Below are 20835 nucleotides of genomic sequence, written 5' to 3' on the forward strand. Positions count from 1 at the left end.
GCCCCCCGGCTTGCGGCCGCGACCTACGGCCCCCGGCGTCCGCCGAGCCAGCTCGGCAGCCACTTCCGCTTCTTCTTCGGCTTCTGCGGCTTCGCGCGCTTCGGGGCGTCCTTCTCGCCGTCGCCGCCGAGCCAGCGCGGCCACGAGTCGGGCCACGGAAACTCCATCTCCGCGAGCGGCTTCTGGTGGAACGCGTAGCGCGCCGAGAGCACGAACTCGTGCGCGCGCAGGTCGAGATCGAGCTCGCCGACCTGGACCGGCGGAACCGGAGTGGACGCGCCGGTGGCGGTGTCACGCGTGTCGCTGACGAAGTCCCACTGCCGTCCGTAGATGAACTCGCTCTCGACTCGGAACGCGGTGCCCCACGAGTCCCACTTCTGCGGGAGCACTTCTTCGAACTCGAAGCCGAAGCCGATCGTCACGCCGTATCCGAGCGAGGAGTCGCCATCGCTCCCGACGACGCGGCGCTGGTTCGCGATGATCTCGCCGGTCGAGTTGTCGCGGCCGAGCGACTGCAGGAAGGTGCCTCCGGCGTAGAACTCCGCTGCATGCGCGGCGGGCGCGAGGCTCGCGGCCGCTAGCAAAGCGCCCGCAAAAGTGGCGAGTCGACGACGCATTCGAGCCCTCCAGCAACACGTGCTCTTCGCTTCGACCGAACGCCGCCTTTGTGAGAGCCGTCACTCATGTCGGCGCGCGGATTTCCGCTGTTATGCGCCATGGCTGCCAGCGATCAATCCGTACACGGCGCTCCGGTGTGGCTCTTCTCCTTCGTCGATCTGGCGTTCCTGCTGCTGATCGCGATGACCCAGTTCCAATCTGGGAAGGAGCTCGCCGTCGAGCTCGGCGAGATCGTGGTTCCGAAGATCAACACCGAGGCCGAGGGCATGCCCTCGTCCGCGAGCATCGCCTGGCAGCTGCGCGTACATCCGACGGGCGACGGCACAGCGAGCCCGTTCGAGCTGATGCATCCGAGCGATCCCGCGTCGACGGCGCGCATCTCCGAGAGCACGCTGCGCGCGAAGCTTGGCGAGCTCGCGAAGCGCGGCGGCGCGCGCCCCGTGCTCGCGCCCGATGCCGATTCGCGCAGCCAAGACTTGCTCACGGCGGTGAGCGCAATCGAGGAGGCATGGCCGCAGCGCCGTCGCGTCACGGTGACGCCGCTCGCGGGCGGCCCGGCGCAGTAGGCGCGCGATGGGCCACCGCCTCCGCCACACCTACGGCCACGGCGCCGCGAAGATCACGCTCGCACCCGCGTTCACGCCGAGCCCTTACGCGCGCGCGCTAACGGCGCGCGGCGACCTCGCCGGCGGCCTCGAGGAGCTGCGCAAGGCGGGCGCCGGCCGCATCGCGGCGCGCCTCGCCCTAGCTGGTGGCGGCGGGCTCGTCGCGGCGCTCGCGCTCGCGTTCGTGCTCTCGCCGTTCTTCGCGCGCCCGCCCGACAGCGGCGAGACGCAGATCGTGATGGCGATGCCGAAGCTCGAGGAGGAAGAGCTGCTGCCGGAGCCCGAGCCGGAACCGGTGGTGCCCGAACCCGAGCCGGAGCCCGAGGTGATCGCGCAGGAAGAGCCCGTGCCGCTGCCGGAGCCCGAGCAGGTCATGCCAGAGCCGGAGCCCGAGCCGGTGAAGGTGGTGAAGAAGCAGCCGCCGCCTCCGCCGCCGATGCCTGCAATGCCCGCGCCCGCTGAGCCGCCCAGGGAGTTCGTGCCGACGCCCGCTCCGGTGCGCGTCGCGCGCGAGCCGGTGAAGCAGCCGCCGAAGGTGGTGAGCATCGACCCGCTCTCGCCCGTGCCCGCGGTTCCGTCCGAGGAGCCCGCGCCGCTGCCGCAGACCACGCGCGTCGCGAAGAACGCGCCGGCCGCGAACCGCCCCGCCCTGCCCGCGCTCGCGGACTTCGCGCCGATCGGCGACCCCGCGCCCACGGGCGCTCCCGCCGCGGTCGCCTCACGCGCGGTGCGCACGAACGTGGTCGCACGCAACAACACGCCCTCGAATCGCCCGGTCGCGTTCGCCGCGGCCGCCAGCGCGGCGCCCCCCGCCGCGTTCGACGAGAGCGCGGTGGCGCCCGCGCTCGCGACGCGCAACGCCGTGAAGCGCCCCACGAGCGCGCCCACGGCGTCGAGCCGCCCGCAGAGCCTCGGCTTCAACGCGGGGACGCCGAGCGCCTCCGCCGCCGACGTGACGCCCCAGGCCGTGGGCCGCACCGAGCGCGCGCTGCCGCAGCGCAGCACGGGCGGCGCGCAGGGCGAGAACCTCGCTGCGGTGCCCCTCGGCTCGCTGGCTGCGTGCGCCACGGACCGCGAGGAGGACGAGCGCAAGATGGCGGTGCTCGGCGCGGTGCGAGGACGCACTGAATGTTCGAGCGCCGCCGGCCGATACCGCTTCGTGGAGACGAAGAATCTCAACGCATTCCTGATGTGGATCGAGCGCGCGCCGAACCGGCCCGCGGTCGACCGCTGCGTCTAGCTTCGCCTCGCACTCGAATGCTTAGGGGGTTGAGCATGTTGTTAGGACGTGTCCGCATCGCCGTCGTTGGCGCGGCTCTTGCCGCGCTCTCGTTCGCGCAGATCGCCAGCGCAGAAGGCAACGCGTGGGACGGCTACCTCGATTACGCCTACGTGTACTCGTCGGCGGACTCTGCGGCGCTGAAGGCGCGGATCGAGCAGTACGGCAAGGAAGCCGGCGTGCCGCTCGACCGGTACATCACCGAGCAGTTCGAGTCGGTCGCGGCCAGCGACGAGCAGGGCCCCGACGACGAGCTGCGCATCCGCCGCCAGGCGATCGGCTACCTGCTGCTCTATCTCGCGAACGCCGATGCCGACCAGCTCGAGAAGAGCGTCGACGCGATCGACGAGCTCAGCGAGCAGCTCGGCCGCAGCGAGAATCACTACTGGTATCACTACATCCACGCGCACGAGGCGCTCGAGCTCGGGCGCGAGCACGACTTCGTCGGCTACGTGCTCGACCTCTGGCAGAAGGTCGTGGTGCCGCTCGAAGAGCCGTATCAGACGATGCAGGCGCTCTCGCTGCACGACTCGCCGGCCGCGGGCTTCGCTGCGTCGCTCCCGTATCTCTACGAGAACGTCGCGCGCCTGATCTTGTTACGCAGCCAGGAGCTCGGCATCGACAGCGGCCTCGACCCGCTCGGCTCGGTGATCCGCATGCTGGCGGACGGCCGCGTCGGCGGTCACCCCGACGTGATCCCGGCGAGCGCATCGTCGAAGGAGTACCTGAGCCGCATTCTCGATCGCCTCGACGGCGCCGAGAGCGACGCCGGCTCGCTCACCTTCACGCTCGCGCTGTTCGAAGCCGCGAAGCACCACGACACCGCGCGCGGCAAGCTCGCGAGCGAGGGCCTCGGCGACGCCACCGTGAAGGCGCTGCAGGTCGCGAGCGCGAGCTATCAGGTCGCGCTCGACCGCGCCGACACGGTGCAGGGCGAGGCGGCGGTGCACACGCGCACGCTGCGCCTGCTCGGCGAGATCTACGCCGCGAAGCAGCGCCTCGGCGTCGACCCCGAGATCAACACCACGTTCACCATCGAAGACGCGATCGACGTCTACAACCGCATGGCCGAGGCGGGCAGCGAGGGCTGGGGCGAGCTCGGCTACACGCAGAAGCCCGAGTACGTGCTCGCGATGCGCACGCTCTGGGAAGAGATCCAGGAGTCGTCGCTCAACATCGCCGACTACTACCTCGCGAAGAGCCAGGAGCTGCCGCACAAGGCCGACGAGCACGCGCGCAACGCCGCGCGCCTCTACACGCGCTACCTGCAGCTGTTCCTCTACTACGCCACGAACGAGGGCAAGGAAGGCGTGCCGGACTCGGCGTACTTCGCCGCGCACGAAGCCGCGCGCGGCGTCGGCGACTCCTACCTCGTGTACGCGAAGCGCCCGACGATCGAGGAGGTCGACCTCGCGATCCGCCAGTACCGCGCGGCGTTGAAGATCTTCCCCTTCGATCGGCAGATCTGGCCGGGCATCACCGCAGCGCTGCAGCGGCAGGGCCGCGAGAGCGAGTACCTGAGCCTCGTGCGCCCCGCGGCGGAAGGCGCGGTGCGCTCGCGCGCGCTCGCGCGCTGGATCGGCAGCAACGAGCCGGAGAGCACGCGCTTGAAGACGCTCGTCGGCGCGTTCTCCGACAGCCTCGTGCTCGTGTACCTCGGCTACGCCGAGGGCAAAGGCATCGACGAGCTGGAGGCCGGCCTCGCGAAGCTCAAGGTGCAGCGCGACGAGGTGAAGTCGCGGCTCATGGGCCTGCAGTCGCAGCTCGCGGGCGGCTCGCAAACCGCGCCCCCGGCGTCGATGGGCGACGATGGCGAAGTCGTGGGCAAGGTCGGCTCGGGCGAGAAGCTCGACGCCGCTCAGCTCGCGCAGCTGAATCGCGAGATCATGGAGACGAGCGCGCTGCTCGAGCGGCTCGACACGCAGATCGAAGCGCGCCGCCGCACGCTGCCGCTCTACAAGTCCACGCTCGAGACCGACGGACTCTCGGGCGACCTGCGCACGCGCCGCGATCACCCGATCCACGCGCTCTTGCGACGCATGTACCACGAGCACGCCGACGTCGACGTGACCGAAGCGGCGTACGAGGAGTAGGCGCATGACGAGCACGCGACATTTCCTCGCGCTCGCGTTCGCGGGCGCCCTCGCCGGCTGCGCCAGCTACGAGCCCGTGCCGCTCGAGGACATCGAGCTCGCGCGCGTGCACAAGCCGCTCGGCGGCGAGACGCTCGCGGAGAAGCACCGCGAGATGCAGCGCACGCGCGACGACATCGTGCGCCACCTGCGCACGCTCGACTCGATGGTCCGGCGCGATGACGACGACGGCATCGTGGTCTTCAAGTCGTTCTTCTACGGCTACATGGACGACCACGTCGAGAAGCTGCTCGCGAAGGACTGGACGAGCCACCACCCCGAGCTCGCCGGCCTCGACGCGAGCATTCGCTTCAATGCGATCGAGGTGCTCGCGAAGCTCGACTCCCCGCACCGTGCGGAGGCGCTGATCGACGACGTGAAGCTCCGCTACCGCGGGCGCGGAAACCTGATGGTCGACTACCCGGCCGGCCGCCGCGTGAACCTGACCAAGGCGCTCGAGCTCGTCGAGGAAGAGTATTGGCGCGACGACGACCCGAACGAGCGCCTCAACGCGGACATGCCGGAAGAGTGAGCGAGCGGCGCTTCGCCGCGCCCAGCGCGGCGAAGTCGAGCGGAGATCGAACCGCAAGCGAAGCGCGCAGCGCGCCAACGGCGAGCGGAGAAACAAAGCTGGCCTCGATGCCACGAGATGAGGAGTGACCCCCATGGCCCCCGAAGCAACCTGGAACGCCGGCTCGATCGCGGCGCTGATCGTCACCGTCATGGCGCTGATCGCCGTTTGGTTCCCGTTCTGGTGGGGGCTGCGCGCCTGCATGCGCGGCTTCGCCGTGACGCGCAAGGTCTCGGCGGGCGAGATCCAGAAGGCCCTCGAGCGCGAGACGCCCGGCGTGAACGAGCCGATCGCGATTCAGGTGCTGCGCGTGCTGCGGGCGTCGCAGAAGGACAATCCCGAGAAGATGCCCATGGCGTTCTTGATCGACGCCTCGCGGCAGTACGTGTCGAACGAATACGAGGCGAACTACGCCAAGCCGGTGACGCTGTACTCGAACATCCTGCCGCCGATCGGGTTCATCGGGACGTTGTTAGGGCTCGTGGTGCTGGTGCTCGCGAAGGACGGCGGCGACGCGATGCTCGAGCTGGTCGGCCTCGCCGGCGCGGTCTCGAAGTCGATCTGCGCGCTGTTCGGGTTCATCGTGCTGGAGTCGCTGAAGATTCGGCTGTACGGGCGGATGCTCGCGGGGCTGGACGAGGCGACGGGCATCGTGTCGCGATCGGCGCAGGCGCCGGCGCGGAAGGCGGAGGCGGCGCTGGCGTAGGTGCTGCATCGGGCGGCGCTTCGCGCGCCCGTTCGCTGCTTGGGTGCGCGGCTCTCGCTTCGCTCGAGCGCGCCCTTCGTGGGTGCTTGGGTGCCGGCGCGCCCGTTCGTAGCGCCGCCGCGCGGTCCGGCGGGGGCTCGGCTGCGCTCGACCGCGTGGGCGCGTCTGGGCGAAGCCGTGCGCTGACCGAGGGTTCTGGTGCGATGCCGATTGCCGTGAGCGCGCCCACGCCCGGGCACTCGCTCCGCGACCCCCGCCTCCCCGCGCGGCTCCTTGCCGTGCGTTTGCTCGGCGCGTGTGGGGGTGGAGAGCGGCGCGGATCGGCGCGCCGTTGAGGCGCGCCTCCCGCGACGCTGCGCGCTTTTCGCGGCGTGGTTTGCGTGCGCGGAACTGGGCGTTTCGTGGGCCATGTTGTGTGCGTGATGGTGCGGAGACTCAGCGCGCGGCTTTGGTGGTGGCTCGATTCGGTCGGGCGTCATCCGCGGTTTTGGTGGCGGCTCGTCAGGAGGCCGTCGCGTGTGCGGCTGCATGGGGTGTGGCTCGAGGTGCCGGCGGATGCGTCGGCGGCGCATCGGCGGGAGGTCTATGCGGAGCGGTACGAGCGCGGGGAAGCGCGCTGTGTGTTGTTGCGGCTGGATGCGGATGACGTGGTGATGGAGGTCGGCGCGGGGGTTGGCTTCGTTTCGACGCTGTGCGCTTTGCGCGTCGGGAGTGAGCGCGTGACTTGTTACGAGGCGAATCCGGCGCTGTTGCCGCGGATTCGGGAGACGTTCGCGGCGAATGGCGTGTCGCCGGCGCTCGTGCATGGCGTGCTCGCGCGGGAGGCGGGGGAAGCGGAGCTGTTCGTGGAGCGCGAGTTCGTGTCGTCGTCGCTGCGCGAGCGAAGCGGCGAGGCTCGCGCGGTGCGCGTGCCGCGGCTCGCGGTGAACGAGGAGCTGCGGCGCGTGCGGCCGACGTGTCTCGTGATCGACATCGAGGGGGGCGAGAGCGAGCTGTTGCCGGCGATCGACTGGACGGGTGTGCGCAAGCTCGTGCTCGAGGTGCATCCGCACGTGATCGGCGAGGCGCGCGTGCGCGAGCTCATCGCGCTGATCGAGGCGGAGGGGTTTCGCGAGGAGCGCGGCGTGTCGAGTACGAGGAAGAAGTTCTTTGCGCGCGCGAGTGTGAGCGCGCGGCGTTAGGTTTCGCGCGATGAGTCTCGACGGCCCGATCCTGCTCTTCGACGGCGTGTGCAACCTCTGCAACGGCACGGTGCAGTGGGTGATCGCGCACGACCCCGAGGCGCGGATTCGCTTCGCGTCGCTGCAGTCGGAGGCGGGGCGCGCGCTCGTCGCGAAGCACGGGCTTCCGCCCGATGCGATGGACACCGTGGTGCTGGTCGATGGCGAGCGGCACTGGGTGAAGAGCAGCGCCGCGCTCGAGGTGTTGGGGCGTGTGGGCGGCGCGTGGAGACTTGCCGCGCTGCTGCGCTTCGTGCCGCGCCCGCTGCGCGACGCCGTGTACGACGTTGTCGCTCGCAACCGTTACGGCTGGTGGGGCAAGCGCGAGGAGTGCTGGGTGCCGACGCCGGAGCTGCGCGCGCGCTTTCTGTGAGCCGTTACCTCGCCTCGCTCACGGCCTCCAAGGGGGCGGGGAGGCACGACGCCATGCGTATCCAGATCGTCGCCGGGAAGTCTCTGCTCGAGACCACGCTCCATCAGCTGTTCGAGGCCCTGCGCTCCGTCGCGGACTCGGAGGCCGAGGCCGAAGCGGTGTTCGAGGAGATGGTGGACGAGGGTCGTGTGCGCGTGGTGTGGGAGCTGCCGAGGGCGGCGTAAGCGATGCCGCTCACGCCTTCTGTGGCGTGATCAGCACCTTCTCCCCCGTCGCCTGCTTCGCGTACACGCCGATCGCTTCGCGCGTGAGCGCTTCCGCGAGCGACACCTCCTTCGTGTAGTGGCTCGCGAACGTGGTCTTCACTTCGCGCGCCACGCGCTCGCGCAGCGCCTGTGCGGCCGCCGGGCCGACGCGCTGCAGGAACGGCATCAGCAGCCAGCCGCCCACGCTCCAGGCCATGCCGAAGCTGCGAACGAGCTCGGTCGGGCCGCGATCGAGGCCGCCGTAGATGTAGAGCTGCTTGTGCACGGTCGAGCCGTAGCGGTTGAACTCCTTCGCCGTGCGCAGCGCCGCGACCTCCATGCAGGAGAGGATCACGCTGCCTTGCTTGCCGCCGCCGATCGCGTCGAAGGCGATCGTGGCGCCGGTCTCGGCGAGCGCGTTGGTGAGGTCGTCGCGGAAGCTCGGCGCGCTCGTGTTGCACACGTACTTCGCGCCGAGTCCCCGTAACAACTGCTCCTGCTCGGGCTTGCGCACGACGTTCACGAGCGCGACGCCGTCGGCGAGGCACAGCTTCACGAGCATCTGCCCGAGATTCGAGGCGGCGGCGGTGTGCACGAGCGCCTTGTGTCCCTCGAGGCGCATCGTCTCGACCATGCCGAGCGCGGTGAGCGGATTCACGAAGCACGAGGCGCCGTCGCGCGCGCTCGTGCCGGGCGGCATCACGAGGCACAGTGCCGCCTTCGCGACGCGGACCTGCGCGTACATCGCGCCGCCGATCAGCGCGACGGTCTTGCCGAGCAGCGCCTGCGCTTCCGGCGCGCTGCCCGCCGCGATCACGATGCCAGCGCCCTCGTTTCCCACCGGCATCGGGTGACCCAGCCGCGCCGCCATCGCGCGCAGCATCTCGTGGCCCACCTGCGCCGTGACCACCGGACGCGCGGGCGTGCCCGCGTACTTCGCACCGCTCATGTCTGCGCCCGCGAGCAGCATGCCGAGGTCCGAGGGGTTGATCGGCGTCGCCTCGACGCGCACCACGACCTCGTCCGCCTTCGGCGCCGGCACCGGCGACTCCGCGAGCGAGAGCTCGAGCGTGCCGTCCTTCCTGAGGTTCGAGAAGAGCTGAAGGCTGGTCGTGGGGACGCTGCTCATCGAGTTTTCTCCGGATTGAGTTGGGGACCGCCACTTGGGGTCTGGCACGGATTCGCGCTCCCGGCCGTTTCGTGCCAGACCCTAAGTGGCCGTGTCACGGACGGAATCCGAGTTGACGTGGCTGGAGGCTCGCGGGCTCACTCGCGACGCGATGGGCGATCTCGGCCCACTCGCACACGAGCCTGCGCGTGTCGCGCGGGTCGATCATCTCTTCGAGCTGGAACTTCGAGAGCGGGCCGAGCGGGCCGCGCACGCTCTCGATGCGCGCCTCGATCTCGGCGCGCAGCGCGGCGGGATTCGCGGCTTCGGCGAGCTGGCGCTTGTAGGCAGCCTCGATGCCGCCTTCGGGCGGGATGCCGCCCACGTCCGCCGCGGGCCACGCGACGCGCACGCAGGCGCGCGAGACCGGCGTCGCGAGGTTGTTGCCCGCGACGCCGAAGCTGCGGCGCATCAGCACGGTGAAGATCGGCACGCTCACCTGTGCGAACGCGACCATCCAGGTCCCGCCGCGGCGAATCGTCGCCGCGATCTCGTGCTCTTTGCCGACCGCGAAGCCGGGGTTGTCGACGAGGTTCAGCACGGGAATGTGGAAGAGATCGCACAGGTCGAGGTGGCGCGTGAGCTTCTCGCAGCCCTGCGCGGTGAGCGCGCCGCCGTTCACGTGACGCGAGTCGGACGCGATCACGCCGAGCACGCGCCCACCGAAACGCACGAAGCCGGTGATCTGGTCCGTGCCCCACAGCGATCCGATCTCGAAGAACGAGTCGCGATCGGCGAGCAGCCGGATCGCGCGGCGCATGTCGAACGTGGTGGTGCGCTTGCGCGGCACGAGCGTGAGCAGCTCTTCGTCGCGGCGCTCCGCCGGATCGCTCGCGCTCGTCAGGGGCGGCGCTTCGTACACGCTGCTCGGCAGGTAGGAGAGAAAGCGCTTCGCCTGCGCGATCGCGTCTTCCTCGGTCTCCGCGAGGTTGTCGACCGCGCCGTTCGCGCAGTGGATCTGCCAGCCGCCGAGCTCCTCCTTCGTGATCTCGTAGCCCACCGCGTGGCTCACGACCGGCGGGCCTGCGACGAACAGCTGCGAGATGCCGCGCACCATCACCGAGAAGTGCCCGAGCACGGCCTTCGCCGCGCCGAGCCCGACCACGCTCCCGAGCAACAAGTTCACCACGGGCACGGTCGCGAGCTGCCGCGCGTAGAGGTCGCTGCCGAGGTGCCCGGGCAGGAACGAGCCGCCGCCACCCGCGACGCGCGGGCGGCCCGCCTTGATCGCGCCGCTGCTCTCCGCGGCGGCGCTCTCTCCCTCGCGCTTCTGCTGCGGGACCATCGCGGCCACGCTGCCGCCGCCCGAGGAGCCGTCGAGCAGCCGCAGCGACGGCGCGCGCAGCTCCATCGCCAGGCGATCGAGATGCGTGCTCTTCGCCGCGATTGCGCCGTCCGCGTGGCCGCCGCGCGACGTGAAGTCGTCCGCGCACACGATCGCGGTGCGGCCCGCGATCTTGCCGTAACCGCCGACCTGGTTCGCCGGCGTGAACTCGATGGGCTGGCCGTCGTCGCCGTAGCTCGCGAAGCCCGCAACGCTGCCGACCTCGCGGAAGCTGCCCGCATCGAGCACGAGCGCGATGCGCTCGCGGCAGGTGAGCTTGCCGCGCGCGCGCTGGCGCACGACGCCCGGGTCGCGCGAGCCGGGGGCCAGCCGCGCGTTCGCGAGCGTGCGCAGCGCGTCGACCTGGTCGAGCACCTCCTGCCAGCCCGCCTCGCTGCGCTTCCCCACCACCGCGCCGGCTGCGGGCGCGATCGTGGCGACGATCTGCCCTGGATCGAGCGCGTCGCCCGCGCTCAGCGCGAGCACGCTCGCGACGGTGCCGGCGCACGGCGCCGTGATCAGCGTCTCCATCTTCATCGCGGTCACCACGAGCAGCGCATCGCCCGCGGCGACCGCTTCTCCCGCGCGAACGCGAACCTCGACGACGGCGCCCGCGACCGGGCACTCCACCGCTGCGTGCCCCTCGGCCACGTCGAGCGCCGGCAACGTCGACGCGCGCGCGCGCGGCGCACTGGCCGCCGCACCTGCTGCGCGCGCGCCAGCGCCCTCTTGCGCGAGCAGCGCGACCGCGGCGCTCGCGGGCGCCTCCGCCCGTAACAACTCCGGCGCCTCGTCCAGCAGCGAGGTGCGCGCGTCGCCGGCACGGAACGTGGGGTGGGAGAGGATCGCGCGCAGCGAGGCGAGGTTCGTCGCGATGCCGTCGACGTGGAACTCGGCGAGCGCGCGCAGCGCGCGATCGACCGCCGCGGCAAAGGTGCCCGCCGAGCCCGAGCCGGCGATCAGCTTCGCGAACAGCGGATCGAACTGCGGCGGCGGCGCGTAGCCCGCGTAGCCGCATGCGTCGACGCGCACGTGGGGGCCGCTCGGTTCTTTGTAGGCGCGCATCACGCCCGCCCCCTGCGCCACGACGCGCGCCTGCAGAGCGAAGCCGCGCGGCGCGCCGATCGCCGCCTGGCTCGCGAGGCCGAGCTGCGCGAGCGAGGCGCCGCACGCGATCTGGAGCTGCGCCTCGACGAGATCGACCCCCGTGACGAGCTCGCTGACGGTGTGCTCCACCTGAATGCGCGGATTGCACTCGATGAAGAAATGCTCGCCCGTCTCGGGCGTGACGAGAAACTCCACCGTGCCCGCGTTCGCGAACTCCGCAGCGCGCGCGAGCGCCAGCGCGTCTCGCAACAACTTCTCGCGCAGCGCAGCATCGAGATTCGGCGCGGGCGCCACCTCGATCACCTTCTGGTTGCGCAGCTGCACCGAGCAGTCGCGCTCGTGGAGGTGCACCAGCCCACCCTGCCCGTCGCCGAGAATCTGCACCTCGATGTGGCGCGGCCGCAGCGCGAGCTTCTCGACGAACAGCGCGCCGTCGCCGAACGCCGCGAGCGCCTCGCTGTGCGCGCGCTCGAACGCCTCCGCCAGCTCGCCCGCGCTGCGCACCGCGCGCATCCCGCGCCCACCGCCGCCCGCCGCCGCCTTCAGCATCACGGGGAAGCCGATCTCGCCCGCGAGCTTCGCCGCCTGCGCCACGCTTGTTAGGGCCGCCGCGCTCCCGCGGACGACCGGAATCGCGAGCGACTGCGCGAGCCCGCGCGCGCGCAGCTTGTCGCCGAAGAGCGCGATCGTCTCGGCGCGCGGTCCGACGAAGACGAGCCCCGCGGCGGCGCACGCCTCCGCGAAGCGCGCGTTCTCGGCGAGAAAGCCGTAGCCGGGGTGCACGCAGTCGCAGCCGGTCTCGCGCGCGACGCGCACGAGCGCGTCGATCGCGAGATAGGCGCGCACGGGATCCGCGCCCGCGCTCGGGAGCTCCACGGCGCGCGTCGCGAGCCGCGTGTGCAGCGAGGCGGCGTCCGCCCCCGCATACACCGCGACCGACTCCATGCCGAGCGCCGAGGCCGCCTTCGCGATGCGAATCGCGATCTCGCCGCGGTTGGCGATCAGCACGCGCTTCAGCTGCGGCACGCAGGTTCCTCCTCGTGGAACGCGCGAGGTTGGCACAGCATGTCCCCCATCTCAGGAGGAGCAGATGAGCGACTGGCGCGGCGTGGCGGTGATCGTGGGCGCCACCTCGAAGTGGCAGGCGGACGGGCGCAACACACGCCTCGCGCATGGGCGTGCGCTCGACGCGAGCGCGCTGCCGCTCGGCGCGCGCTTCGGCATCGGCGGCGCGCTGGCGCTGAAGTTCGCGCGCGAGGGCTACTTCGTGGCGCTGACGACGCGCGCCGCGGCGAATGCGCACGGGCTCGCCGAGGCGGTGCGCGCGCAAGGCGCGCAGTGCGGCGTGTTCGAGCTGGACCTCGTCTCGCCCGACTCGGTCGCGAGCGCGTTCGCGGCGATCCGCCGCGAGGCGGGCGAGCCCGACGTCGTGATCTACAACGCGGGCTATCTCGAAGGCCGCGATCTCCCGCCCGGCAAGGAGCTGCTCGAGCACATCCCGGTCGAGCTGTTCGACACCGCGCAGCACATCGCGAGCCGCGGCCCCTACCTCGTCGCGAAGGAGGCACTGCCGGCGATGCGCGCGCGCGGCGCGGGCACGTTCCTCATCACCAACAACCCCGCCGCGTTGCGCGGGCGCAAGCGCCTAACGGGCCAGTCGCTCTACTACCCGCGCGTGATGTCGCGCGCGCTCGCGCAGGTGCTGACCGAGGAGTACTCGGAGCACGGCGTCCACGTCGCGAACGTGATCGTCGACGGCCTGATTGACTCGCCAGGCACGCGCGCGCTCGCGATCGCGCAGAAGCGCCCGGAGCTCGTGATGAATCCGGAGAAGATCGCGGAGGCCTACTGGTACCTGCACTCGCAGGACCGCTCGTGCTGGACGCACGAGCTGCAGCTCACACCGGCGGCGGGGACCGTGAGCCATTAGGGGACGCGTCAATCCGCGAGCCGGCGCAGCTTCACGTTCCGGTACCACACCGCGTCGCCGTGGTCCTGCAGCAGGATGTGGCCCTCGCGCGCGGCGCCGAAGCCGGGCGTGTCCGCGAACTTGCTCGCGGCGAGCGCGCGCTGCCACGCGGGTGAATCGCGCTCGATCGCGAGCACGCGCACGCCGTTGAGCCAGTGCTCGACGTGCGCGCCGCGCACGACGATGCGCGCCGTATTCCACTCGCCGGCGGCGCGCACGACGCGCTGCTCGCTCGCGACGAGGTCGTAGAGATCGCCCGCGCGCCGCTTCTCGAGCTGGCCGTCGGCATGGCGCGCGTCGTCGAGCACCTGCATCTCGAGCGCGCGCGTCCAGGCGAGCCGGTCGGTCTCGTCGGGCACGGCGTAGAAGATCCCGCTGTTGCCGCCCGGCTCGGTCCGCCAGTCGATCGACAGCTCGAAGTTGCGGAAGCGCTGCTTCGTCATCAGGTCGAGCGCGGGCGTGCCCCACGGATTCAGGTGATTCCACACCAGCCCGGCGAACGAGAGGTTGCGCGTGAACTCGAGCGCGCCCCCGCGCACGACCCAGCCCGAGATCGCGTCGCCGTTCTCGCCGTAGATCTTCCAGCCCGCGAACGAGTGGCCGTCGAACAGCAGCTGCCAGCCCTCGGCGCGCTCGGCAGCGCTCAGCTTGTTATGGGCGTCTGGGTTGGCTGCGGCATCAGCGCCATCGCTCGGCAGCGCGTTGAGCGTGTACCACGCCTCGTTCACCCACAGCGACTCGCCGCGCTCGCTGCGCAGCCCGCGATCGAGGCGCAGGTAGACGACGCGGCCCGCCTCGAGGCCCGCGACGTCGAGCGAGAGCGTGCGCCGATCCGCGGAGGCGCGCACCGCGCTCAGCGTGAGCGTGCGCGGGTCGTGCTTCGGGCCGCCGTAGCTCGCAGTCGGCACGTAGCGCCAATCCTGCACGCGGAAGCGACTCGGCTCGAGCGCGCTGCCTTCAGCGAGCGGGCGCGTGAGCACGACATCGAAGCCGCCGCGACGCGCGTGAACGCGCAGCGGCTCGAACGCGGGCTCGTCGGCAAAGCGCAGCAGCTCGAGCCCGTGCCACGCCTTGTCCTGCTCACCCCAATTGCCGCGGCTCCCGATCTCGCCCGCGACGAGGCTGCCGTCCGGCGCGGCGAGGAGGCGATTCACCGGACCGCGCAGGCCGCCGGAGAAGTGGAAGGCCTCGCCCTGCGCGCGCCCGCCGACCTCTTCGAGCGCACCGCGCTTGAGCCCGCCGTTGTAGACGTCCCCCCATAACAACTGCCCCGCGTACGGACCGCGCGTCAGCACGAGCGGCTGCGTGGGCGAGTTGCCGATCTCGTTCTGCGGCAGCCAGAGCGTCGGCGGCGTGACGCCCTCCGCGGCGGCGACGCCGGGCGCGCGCCAGCCGTAGTCGGCGCCCGGCTCGATCCGAACCAGCTTGCTCGCGGGCAGCCAGTCGCCCTGGTTGTCGGTGACGTAGAGCGCGCCGTCGGGCCCCGCCGCGACTCCGTTCGGCGTGCGTAAGCCGACCGCGACGACCTCGCTCGCGCCCGTAGCAAGCGAGACGCGCAGCAACTCGCCGCGATCCGGCGCCTGCTCCGCGCAGCTCTTGCCGCCGTTCAGCACGCACACCGAGAGCGCGGCGTAGAGCGAGTCGCCGACCTGCGGGAGCCCGAAGCCGAACTCGTGGAAGTTCGACGTCGCGCTCCAGCCGTTCGCGAGGGCGCGATACTCGTCGACCCAGCCGTCGCCGTCGTGGTCGACGAGGCGCGTGATCTCTTGCTTCTGGATCACGTGCAGCGCGCCGTCCGCGAACGCGAGGCCGAGCGGCTCGTGCAGGCCTTCCGCGATGCGCGTGACGCGCACGCCCTCGCCCGCGCCGTCCCAGCCCGCGATCGCGAACACAGCGCCGTCGCGATCCCAGGTCGCCACTGCGAGCCGCCCGTCCGGCAGCCACGCGAGGCCGCCTACGCGCGGCGTGAATCCCGGCGCGGCGATCGGCGTGGCCCGCAGCGCGGGATGCAGAGTCGTCAGGCGCGGCTCGGTGTCGCTCTCGTAGGTGATCGCGCCGCTCGCTGCCTCGCTCTCGGGGGCGAGCAGCGCGTCGTGCTCCGTCTCCAGCACGAGCAGCGCGAGCGCGCGAGCCTCCGCGTCGGAGAGCGCGGGGTGCGCGGGCATCGCTGCCGGACCCCAGCGCGAGGCGCTGCCCTCGCGAATGCTGCGCGCGAGCGCCGCAGCCGTCGCCTCGGGGTTCGCACCCGCGTTTCGTGCCGCGATCTCGCGCCACGCCGGGCCGCTGATGCGATCAGTCGCGTGATGACACGTGAGGCAGTCGTGCTGCGCGAACGCGCCCTCTTGCACCTGCGCCGCCCTCGCGATCGGCTCACGAGGCCCGGCGAACGACTGCACGATGCGCGAGCGCCCCGGCGCGAGCAGTAACAACTCGCCCTCGAGCCGTGCGGCTTCGATCTCCGTGGACTCCGCGCCGGCTCCGAGCGAGAGCGCCACCTCGGCGCCTGCTCCCTCCGCGACCTCGAACACACGCTCCAATCTGAGCGGCGCGGCGGCCGAGCCCGCGCGGGCGTCTCGGCCTAACAGCTCGGGGCGCTCTGTCACCACGCGAGTGTTGCCCGCGCCATCGCTGACCTCGAAGCGCAGCCAGGCGGCCCCGCGCCCCGCGTCGTCCACGCCGTAAGCGCGCCAGCGCACGCGCGCCGGCTCCCAGCCGCCGGCGCCGCGTACGCGCCATGCCGTCGCGGCCTCGCCGCGAAGCCATGCCGAGCCGCGGCTCAATGGCTCACCGCCGTGCTGCTCGTCGAACGCGGGGCCCGTGAAGTCGATCTCGCCGCGCCAGAGCAGATGAATCGACGCCGTCTCGGTGCTGTAGGCGAGCCACACGCCCGGCGCGAGCGCGAGCGACAGCATGCGCGGCCGCCCATCGAGGCTCGAGCGCAGCACCCACGGCGAGTGCCCGCGGCCCGCGTACTCGCGCCGCCCGAACGCCGCGAAGTCCTGCGCCGGCGGCGGCGACACCGTGTCCCGAATCGCGACGAACAGCTCGCGCAGCGTGAAGGCCTCGACCGCACTGCGCGTCTGCGGCGGCTGCTGAGCGAGCCAGATGCGGAAGACGAGGACGACCGCGAGTGCGAGCGAGACCACGGCGATCGCGAGGATGCGGAGCGCGCGGAGCATGAGAGCGAGTTTGTCGCGGATTCGGGTGCGCAGCCCAGCCGTGGCGCTACGCGCTCGCCGCGCGCTCCACGATCACGCGCGTCCCGAACAAGCTGCGCGCGTCCACCTCGATCGCGCCCGCCTGCCGCGTGTCGACGATCAGCCCGCGTGCGAGCAGCGCCGCACCCACGGCCTCCGGATCCCGCGCGCAGAGCACGAGCGCAGCCATGCCCTCGCCCGAGGTGCTGAGCCGCTGCGCGAGCGCAGCCGCGAACGGGCGCGACACATCGAGCGGCTGCGCGAGCTCGATCACGCCGCCGCTCGGCGCGCGCACGAGCACGCGCTCGACGCCGCGCTCCGCAGCGATCCCGGCATCGAGCACGCGGAGCCCGAGCGCGCGCTCGTAGGTGTCGCGCGCGCGCTTCGCGTCGCTCACTGCGATCACCACGCGCGCGATGCCGGAGAGGCCGAGCGCACGAGCTTCGTTGCGCGTGATCTGCTCGGGCTGCGCTTGGAACGAGGCGGTGGGGTAGACGCGGATCAGCACGCCGTGCGTGCTGCGCGGGTGCACGTCGCGCCCGCCGGCGCCGGCCATCAGCGGCAGCACGCCCAGCCCGCGCGCCCGTAACAACTCGGCCTCGGCGTTCGGGTCGGGCGCTTCGAGCATGAGCGCGAACAGGCCGTCGCCGCGCCGAGCGAGGAAGCGCGTGAGGCTCTCGCTCAGCGGCGCCGCGGGATCGTGCGGGCTCATCAGCTCGATGTTCGAGCCACCGGGCGGCACGCACATCGCGAGCTTCGCGCCGAGGTTCGGCGCGCTGTAGGCGGAGAGATCGACGACGGGCATGCCCAGCACGTCGCGAAAGGCGGCGACGATGCCGGCGAAGTCCCGCGCTGCAATCGCGATGCGCGGCATGGCGGTGATCACGGCGCTTCTCCTTCGGGCCGCGCGCGACGGTATCGCGCGTGGCATGCTCGCCTCTCACCAGGAGAACTCATGCGCTTCGACCTCGCCCAAACCGACGATCTGCTCGCCACCACGCGCGCCGTGCGCAAACGCCTCGATCTCGCGAAGCCGGTGCCGCGCCAGGTCGTGCTCGACTGCATCGCGCTCTCGCAGCAAGCCCCCACCGGCTCGAACAGCCAGGGCTGGCGCTGGGTCGTCGTCGAAGACGCCGCCAAGCGCCGCGCGCTCGCCGACATCTACCGCAAAGGGGCCGAGGCCTACCTCGTTCAGGCCGAGAAGAACGCGACCGACGCCCAATCGAAGCGCGTGTTCGGCAGCGCGCTCTACCTGATGGACCACCTCGCCGAAGTGCCCGTGCACGTGATCCCGTGCGTGCAGGGCCGCCCACCCGAAGGCACGCCCGGCGTCGGCTGGTCCGGCTTTTTCGGCTCGATCTACCCCGCCGTGTGGAGCTTCCAGCTCGCGCTGCGCTCGCGCGGGCTCGGATCGGCCCTAACAACCCTGCACCTCTTCCAAGAGAAGGCCGCGGCCGAGCTGCTCGGCATCCCCGAGAACGTGATGCAGGTCGCCCTCTTGCCCGTCGCCTACACGCAGGGCACCGACTTCAAGCGCGCCGAGCGCCCGAAGCCGGAGACGATCACGCACTGGAATGAGTGGGGGGACCAGAAGTCCTAGACGCGGCGCAGCGAGCGCGCAGTCGATGAACCGGCCCGCGCTAGGGCGCCGTCCCTAATAGATCGCCCCGCTCGCCTTCAGCTCGAGCAGCTGCTCGATCGTGAGGCCGAGCTTCTCGCGCAGCACTTCGTCGGTGTGCTCGCCCATCTCGGGGCCGCGCTTGAGCGCGGCGCGCTGGCCGTCGAACTGCACGGGGCTGCGCACGAGCGTGAAGCGCCCGCGCTTGCCGCCCTCCACTTCCTGCGTGTAGCCGTTCTCGATCGCCTGGCGGTCCTCGTGCAGCTCGCGCGCCGTCTGCGTCGGCGCCCACGGGCCCTCCATGCCGTCGAGCGCGACGCGCCACTCGGCGAGCGTGCGCTGCGCGAAGGTGCGGTCGAGCTCCGTGATGCACGCCTCGCGATTCTCGAAGCGCACCTTCGCGTCCTTGAAGCGCGGGTCCGTCGCCATGTCGGGACGCCCGATGCGGCGGCACAGATCCGGCCAGTAACGATCGGGCTGGAGGTGCACGAGGATCAGCCAGCGCCCGTCCTTGGTCTTGTAGTTGTTGACCACGGGATTGAAGCGCGCGGTGCGCGGCGCCCACGGCAGCTGCGACATCTCGGGCGGCAGCAGCTTGCTCGCGACGATGTCGGGCGAGAGCACCCACATCGCGGTCGAGAGCAGCGAGACGTCGACCACCTTCGCCTCGCCCGTTCGCTCGCGGTGGAAGAGCGCCGCAGCGATGCCGCCCGCGATCGTCATGCCACCGATCCCGTCGCCGAAAGCGGCGCGCTGAAACAGCGGCTCGCTCATCTCTGGCGTCGTGAACGCAGCCGCCATGCCGCCGCGATGCCAGAACGCGGTGGCGTCGTAGCCGCCCATCTCGCGCTCGGGCCCGAGATCGCCCTGCCCGTGGCCGCGCACGTAGATCGCGCGCGGGTTCACGGCGCGGATGTGGTCGACGTCGATGCGCAGCTTGCGGCGCGCCTCAGGGAGGAAGTTGGTGAGGAACACGTCGCACTGCGCGGCGAGCTCGTAGAGCAGCGCGCGCCCGGCCTCGCTCGCGATGTCGATGCCGACGCTGCGCTTGCCGCGATTCGGCTGCTGCACGAGGAAGTCGACGCCGCCGACGTCCGTGGAGACGCCGCTCGACGCGAGGCCGCGCTGCCCGTCTCCGCGCACGGGATGCTCGACCTTGAGCACGTCCGCGCCCCAGTCCGCCAGCACCGCGCCCGCCGATGGCACGAACCAGAACTGCGCGACCTCGAGCACGCGCACGCCTTTCATCACGTCGAGCATCGGAAACTCCTCGCTTCCGGCTGACGCTGGCGCGCGCCGCAGTTGTTATGCCACCCGCACGCTGCGACGCGGCGTCACTCCGCGCGCGGCTTCACCACGGGCGTGATCGCGCGCCACAGGCTGGTAGACGCCTTCGGATCCATCGCCGGCGAGATCACCATCGCGTCGGTGCCCGCGCGCTTCATCAGCCCCGCGAGCGTCGCCTGCGGGTCGTCCGACTCGATGTCGTAGATCGCGAGGAACTTGTAGCCCGAAAAATCTGAGGCGTTCGCGATCTCGAAGCGCTGCGCGGAGACGAAGCCGGGCACGCCCAGCACGTCGCCGAGGTGCACCCCGTCGTACCAGCGGTGATACGCCGCGTCCTCGCCCGGCTTCGCGTTCGTGAGCACGACGAACTTGTAGGTGGCCATCAGCGCACCAGCGCTTCGAGCTGCTGCGCGAACTCGCGGCCCTCGGCGCGCGGCGCGTAGATCAGCTGCAAGTCGGCGCCGAGCGCGGCGCGCTCGCGCAGCTGCTCCTTCACTTCGTCGATGCGCCCGATCACCTGCAGATCGCGCACCATGCGGTCCGACATCGCGGCGATCGCCTCGTCGTAGCGCTTCTCCGCAAACGCTTTGCGCGACGCGCTCACCTCGGCCTCGTAGCCGCTGCGCACGAGCATCTGCCAATAGAACACGCCCATCTGGTTCACGTAGAACGAGATCTGCTGGCGGGCGGCGTGCCACTTCTTCTCGTCCTCGTGGCCGTCGAGCACGGTCACGTTCGTGAAGGGCATGATCGTGAAGCTCGCCTCGCGGCCGGCGCGCTTCGCCGCGTCGTTCAGCTGCTGGCGCAGCTCGGGGAAGCGTGGCTTCGCCCAGTGGATCGGGATCACGCCTTCCGCGATTTCCCCGGTCTGCTCGATCGACTTCGGTGTGATCGCGGCGATCGCGACGGGGATCTTGGTGCGCGGCCGCGCGTAGTCGAGCTGGAAGCCGCGCTTCAGCTGAAAGATCTCGCCGGCGTGGTGGAGCTTCTCGCCCGCGATCAGCTTGTTGAAAATCTCCACCGTCTCGCGCATGCGCTGGAGCGGACGATCGAACTTCACGCCGTTGAAGTGCTCGATCACGAACTGCCCCGAGCTGCCGAGGCCGAGCATCGCGCGCCCGCCGGAGATCTGGTCGAGCATCGAGAACTCTTGGGCCATCACGGCGGGCGTGCGCGAGAAGCAGTTGAGAATCGCGGTGCCGAACGTCACGCGCGACGTGTTCGCTGCCACCAGCGTGAGCCACGGCAGGATCGACGGCCCCCACGCCTCGCCACTCGCGATGTGCGCGTAGCCGAGATCCTCGGCGATGCGGACTTGCTCGACCGAGGCCCGCCAATCCTTGCCCATTCCTAACAACAGACCGAGGCGCATCGCTCTCTCCTCACCCCGAGCGGGGCTCTCGCGTTGCGAGGTAC

18 protein-coding genes are annotated in these 20835 nt (G+C 71.2%); 10 read left to right on the forward strand and 8 right to left on the reverse strand.

The window, feature by feature from the left end:
- Positions 1-23: 23 nt before the first annotated feature.
- Positions 24-617, reverse strand: coding sequence for a hypothetical protein (locus FJ091_17595; GenBank protein MBM4385169.1), 594 nt, complete (start codon positions 615-617; stop codon positions 24-26).
- Positions 618-716: 99 nt separating this feature from the next.
- Here FJ091_17595 and FJ091_17600 point away from each other — a divergent pair, with 99 nt between their 5' ends.
- The 8 genes from FJ091_17600 (at position 717) to FJ091_17635 (ending at position 7728) form a co-directional block, all read left to right on the forward strand.
- A complete protein-coding gene (locus FJ091_17600; GenBank protein MBM4385170.1) occupies positions 717-1184 on the forward strand; it encodes a hypothetical protein in 468 nt (155 codons plus the stop codon).
- Positions 1185-1191: 7 nt separating this feature from the next.
- On the forward strand, positions 1192-2463 hold the full coding sequence (locus FJ091_17605) for a hypothetical protein (protein MBM4385171.1): 1272 nt from the start codon (positions 1192-1194) through the stop codon (positions 2461-2463).
- Positions 2464-2480: 17 nt separating this feature from the next.
- Positions 2481-4595, forward strand: coding sequence for a hypothetical protein (locus FJ091_17610; protein MBM4385172.1), 2115 nt, complete (start codon positions 2481-2483; stop codon positions 4593-4595).
- 4 nt (positions 4596-4599) lie between these two features.
- Positions 4600-5166, forward strand: a complete 567-nt coding sequence (locus FJ091_17615) for a hypothetical protein (protein MBM4385173.1) — start codon at positions 4600-4602, stop codon at positions 5164-5166.
- Positions 5167-5299: 133 nt separating this feature from the next.
- A complete protein-coding gene (locus tag FJ091_17620; GenBank protein MBM4385174.1) occupies positions 5300-5911 on the forward strand; it encodes a hypothetical protein in 612 nt (203 codons plus the stop codon).
- Positions 5912-6429: 518 nt separating this feature from the next.
- Complete coding sequence (locus tag FJ091_17625) at positions 6430-7092, forward strand: FkbM family methyltransferase (GenBank protein ID MBM4385175.1); 663 nt, start codon at positions 6430-6432, stop codon at positions 7090-7092.
- 10 nt (positions 7093-7102) lie between these two features.
- Positions 7103-7504, forward strand: a complete 402-nt coding sequence (locus FJ091_17630; protein ID MBM4385176.1) for a thiol-disulfide oxidoreductase DCC family protein — start codon at positions 7103-7105, stop codon at positions 7502-7504.
- 53 nt (positions 7505-7557) lie between these two features.
- Positions 7558-7728, forward strand: a complete 171-nt coding sequence (locus FJ091_17635) for a hypothetical protein (GenBank protein ID MBM4385177.1) — start codon at positions 7558-7560, stop codon at positions 7726-7728.
- 10 nt (positions 7729-7738) lie between these two features.
- Here FJ091_17635 and FJ091_17640 read toward each other — a convergent pair whose 3' ends face one another.
- Together FJ091_17640 and FJ091_17645 are read right to left on the reverse strand one after the other, a co-directional pair.
- Positions 7739-8878, reverse strand: a complete 1140-nt coding sequence (locus tag FJ091_17640) for a zinc-binding dehydrogenase (GenBank protein ID MBM4385178.1) — start codon at positions 8876-8878, stop codon at positions 7739-7741.
- 94 nt (positions 8879-8972) lie between these two features.
- On the reverse strand, positions 8973-12374 hold the full coding sequence (locus tag FJ091_17645; GenBank protein ID MBM4385179.1) for a hypothetical protein: 3402 nt from the start codon (positions 12372-12374) through the stop codon (positions 8973-8975).
- A gap of 64 nt (positions 12375-12438) precedes the next feature.
- Between FJ091_17645 and FJ091_17650 the strand changes: the two genes are divergently transcribed.
- Entirely contained in the window at positions 12439-13278 is an 840-nt protein-coding gene (locus tag FJ091_17650) for an SDR family oxidoreductase (protein ID MBM4385180.1), read from the forward strand.
- Between the two features lie 8 nt (positions 13279-13286).
- On the opposite strand, the gene FJ091_17655 is transcribed toward FJ091_17650, so the two are convergent.
- Both FJ091_17655 and FJ091_17660 read right to left on the reverse strand, forming a co-directional pair.
- Positions 13287-16496 (reverse strand): DUF1080 domain-containing protein, encoded by a 3210-nt coding sequence (locus FJ091_17655; protein ID MBM4385181.1) that lies wholly within the window; start codon positions 16494-16496, stop codon positions 13287-13289.
- A 46-nt stretch (positions 16497-16542) separates the two neighbouring features.
- A complete protein-coding gene (locus tag FJ091_17660) occupies positions 16543-17400 on the reverse strand; it encodes a VOC family protein (protein ID MBM4385182.1) in 858 nt (285 codons plus the stop codon).
- Between the two features lie 69 nt (positions 17401-17469).
- On the opposite strand from FJ091_17660, the gene FJ091_17665 reads away from it, so the two are divergent.
- Positions 17470-18114, forward strand: coding sequence for a nitroreductase family protein (locus FJ091_17665; protein MBM4385183.1), 645 nt, complete (start codon positions 17470-17472; stop codon positions 18112-18114).
- A 54-nt stretch (positions 18115-18168) separates the two neighbouring features.
- Here the strand turns inward: FJ091_17665 and FJ091_17670 are convergent, their stop codons facing one another.
- The 3 genes from FJ091_17670 to FJ091_17680 all read right to left on the reverse strand — a co-directional run bounded on the left by FJ091_17670 (position 18169) and on the right by FJ091_17680 (position 20791).
- The gene (locus tag FJ091_17670) at positions 18169-19392 is read right to left on the reverse strand and encodes a CoA transferase (GenBank protein ID MBM4385184.1); all 1224 of its coding nucleotides are present in this window, start codon (positions 19390-19392) and stop codon (positions 18169-18171) included.
- A 74-nt stretch (positions 19393-19466) separates the two neighbouring features.
- Positions 19467-19802, reverse strand: coding sequence for a hypothetical protein (locus FJ091_17675; GenBank protein ID MBM4385185.1), 336 nt, complete (start codon positions 19800-19802; stop codon positions 19467-19469).
- Complete coding sequence (locus FJ091_17680; GenBank protein ID MBM4385186.1) at positions 19802-20791, reverse strand: LLM class flavin-dependent oxidoreductase; 990 nt, start codon at positions 20789-20791, stop codon at positions 19802-19804. Before FJ091_17680 ends, FJ091_17675 begins: the two co-directional genes overlap by 1 nt.
- Between the last annotated feature and the right edge of the window lie 44 nt (positions 20792-20835).

Source organism: Deltaproteobacteria bacterium, from assembly GCA_016875395.1.
Classification (GTDB): Bacteria; Myxococcota_A; UBA9160; order UBA9160; family UBA6930; genus VGRF01.

Coding starts and splice junctions, on each gene's coding strand:
- FJ091_17595 (MBM4385169.1), bottom strand. CDS start 617: ATGCGTCGTCGACTCGCCACTTTTGCGGGCGCTTTGCTAGCGGCCGCG.
- FJ091_17600 (MBM4385170.1), top strand. CDS start 717: ATGGCTGCCAGCGATCAATCCGTACACGGCGCTCCGGTGTGGCTCTTC.
- FJ091_17605 (MBM4385171.1), top strand. CDS start 1,192: ATGGGCCACCGCCTCCGCCACACCTACGGCCACGGCGCCGCGAAGATC.
- FJ091_17610 (MBM4385172.1), top strand. CDS start 2,481: ATGCTTAGGGGGTTGAGCATGTTGTTAGGACGTGTCCGCATCGCCGTC.
- FJ091_17615 (MBM4385173.1), top strand. CDS start 4,600: ATGACGAGCACGCGACATTTCCTCGCGCTCGCGTTCGCGGGCGCCCTC.
- FJ091_17620 (MBM4385174.1), top strand. CDS start 5,300: ATGGCCCCCGAAGCAACCTGGAACGCCGGCTCGATCGCGGCGCTGATC.
- FJ091_17630 (MBM4385176.1), top strand. CDS start 7,103: ATGAGTCTCGACGGCCCGATCCTGCTCTTCGACGGCGTGTGCAACCTC.
- FJ091_17635 (MBM4385177.1), top strand. CDS start 7,558: ATGCGTATCCAGATCGTCGCCGGGAAGTCTCTGCTCGAGACCACGCTC.
- FJ091_17640 (MBM4385178.1), bottom strand. CDS start 8,878: ATGAGCAGCGTCCCCACGACCAGCCTTCAGCTCTTCTCGAACCTCAGG.
- FJ091_17650 (MBM4385180.1), top strand. CDS start 12,439: ATGAGCGACTGGCGCGGCGTGGCGGTGATCGTGGGCGCCACCTCGAAG.
- FJ091_17655 (MBM4385181.1), bottom strand. CDS start 16,496: ATGCTCCGCGCGCTCCGCATCCTCGCGATCGCCGTGGTCTCGCTCGCA.
- FJ091_17665 (MBM4385183.1), top strand. CDS start 17,470: ATGCGCTTCGACCTCGCCCAAACCGACGATCTGCTCGCCACCACGCGC.
- FJ091_17670 (MBM4385184.1), bottom strand. CDS start 19,392: ATGCTCGACGTGATGAAAGGCGTGCGCGTGCTCGAGGTCGCGCAGTTC.
- FJ091_17675 (MBM4385185.1), bottom strand. CDS start 19,802: ATGGCCACCTACAAGTTCGTCGTGCTCACGAACGCGAAGCCGGGCGAG.
- FJ091_17680 (MBM4385186.1), bottom strand. CDS start 20,791: ATGCGCCTCGGTCTGTTGTTAGGAATGGGCAAGGATTGGCGGGCCTCG.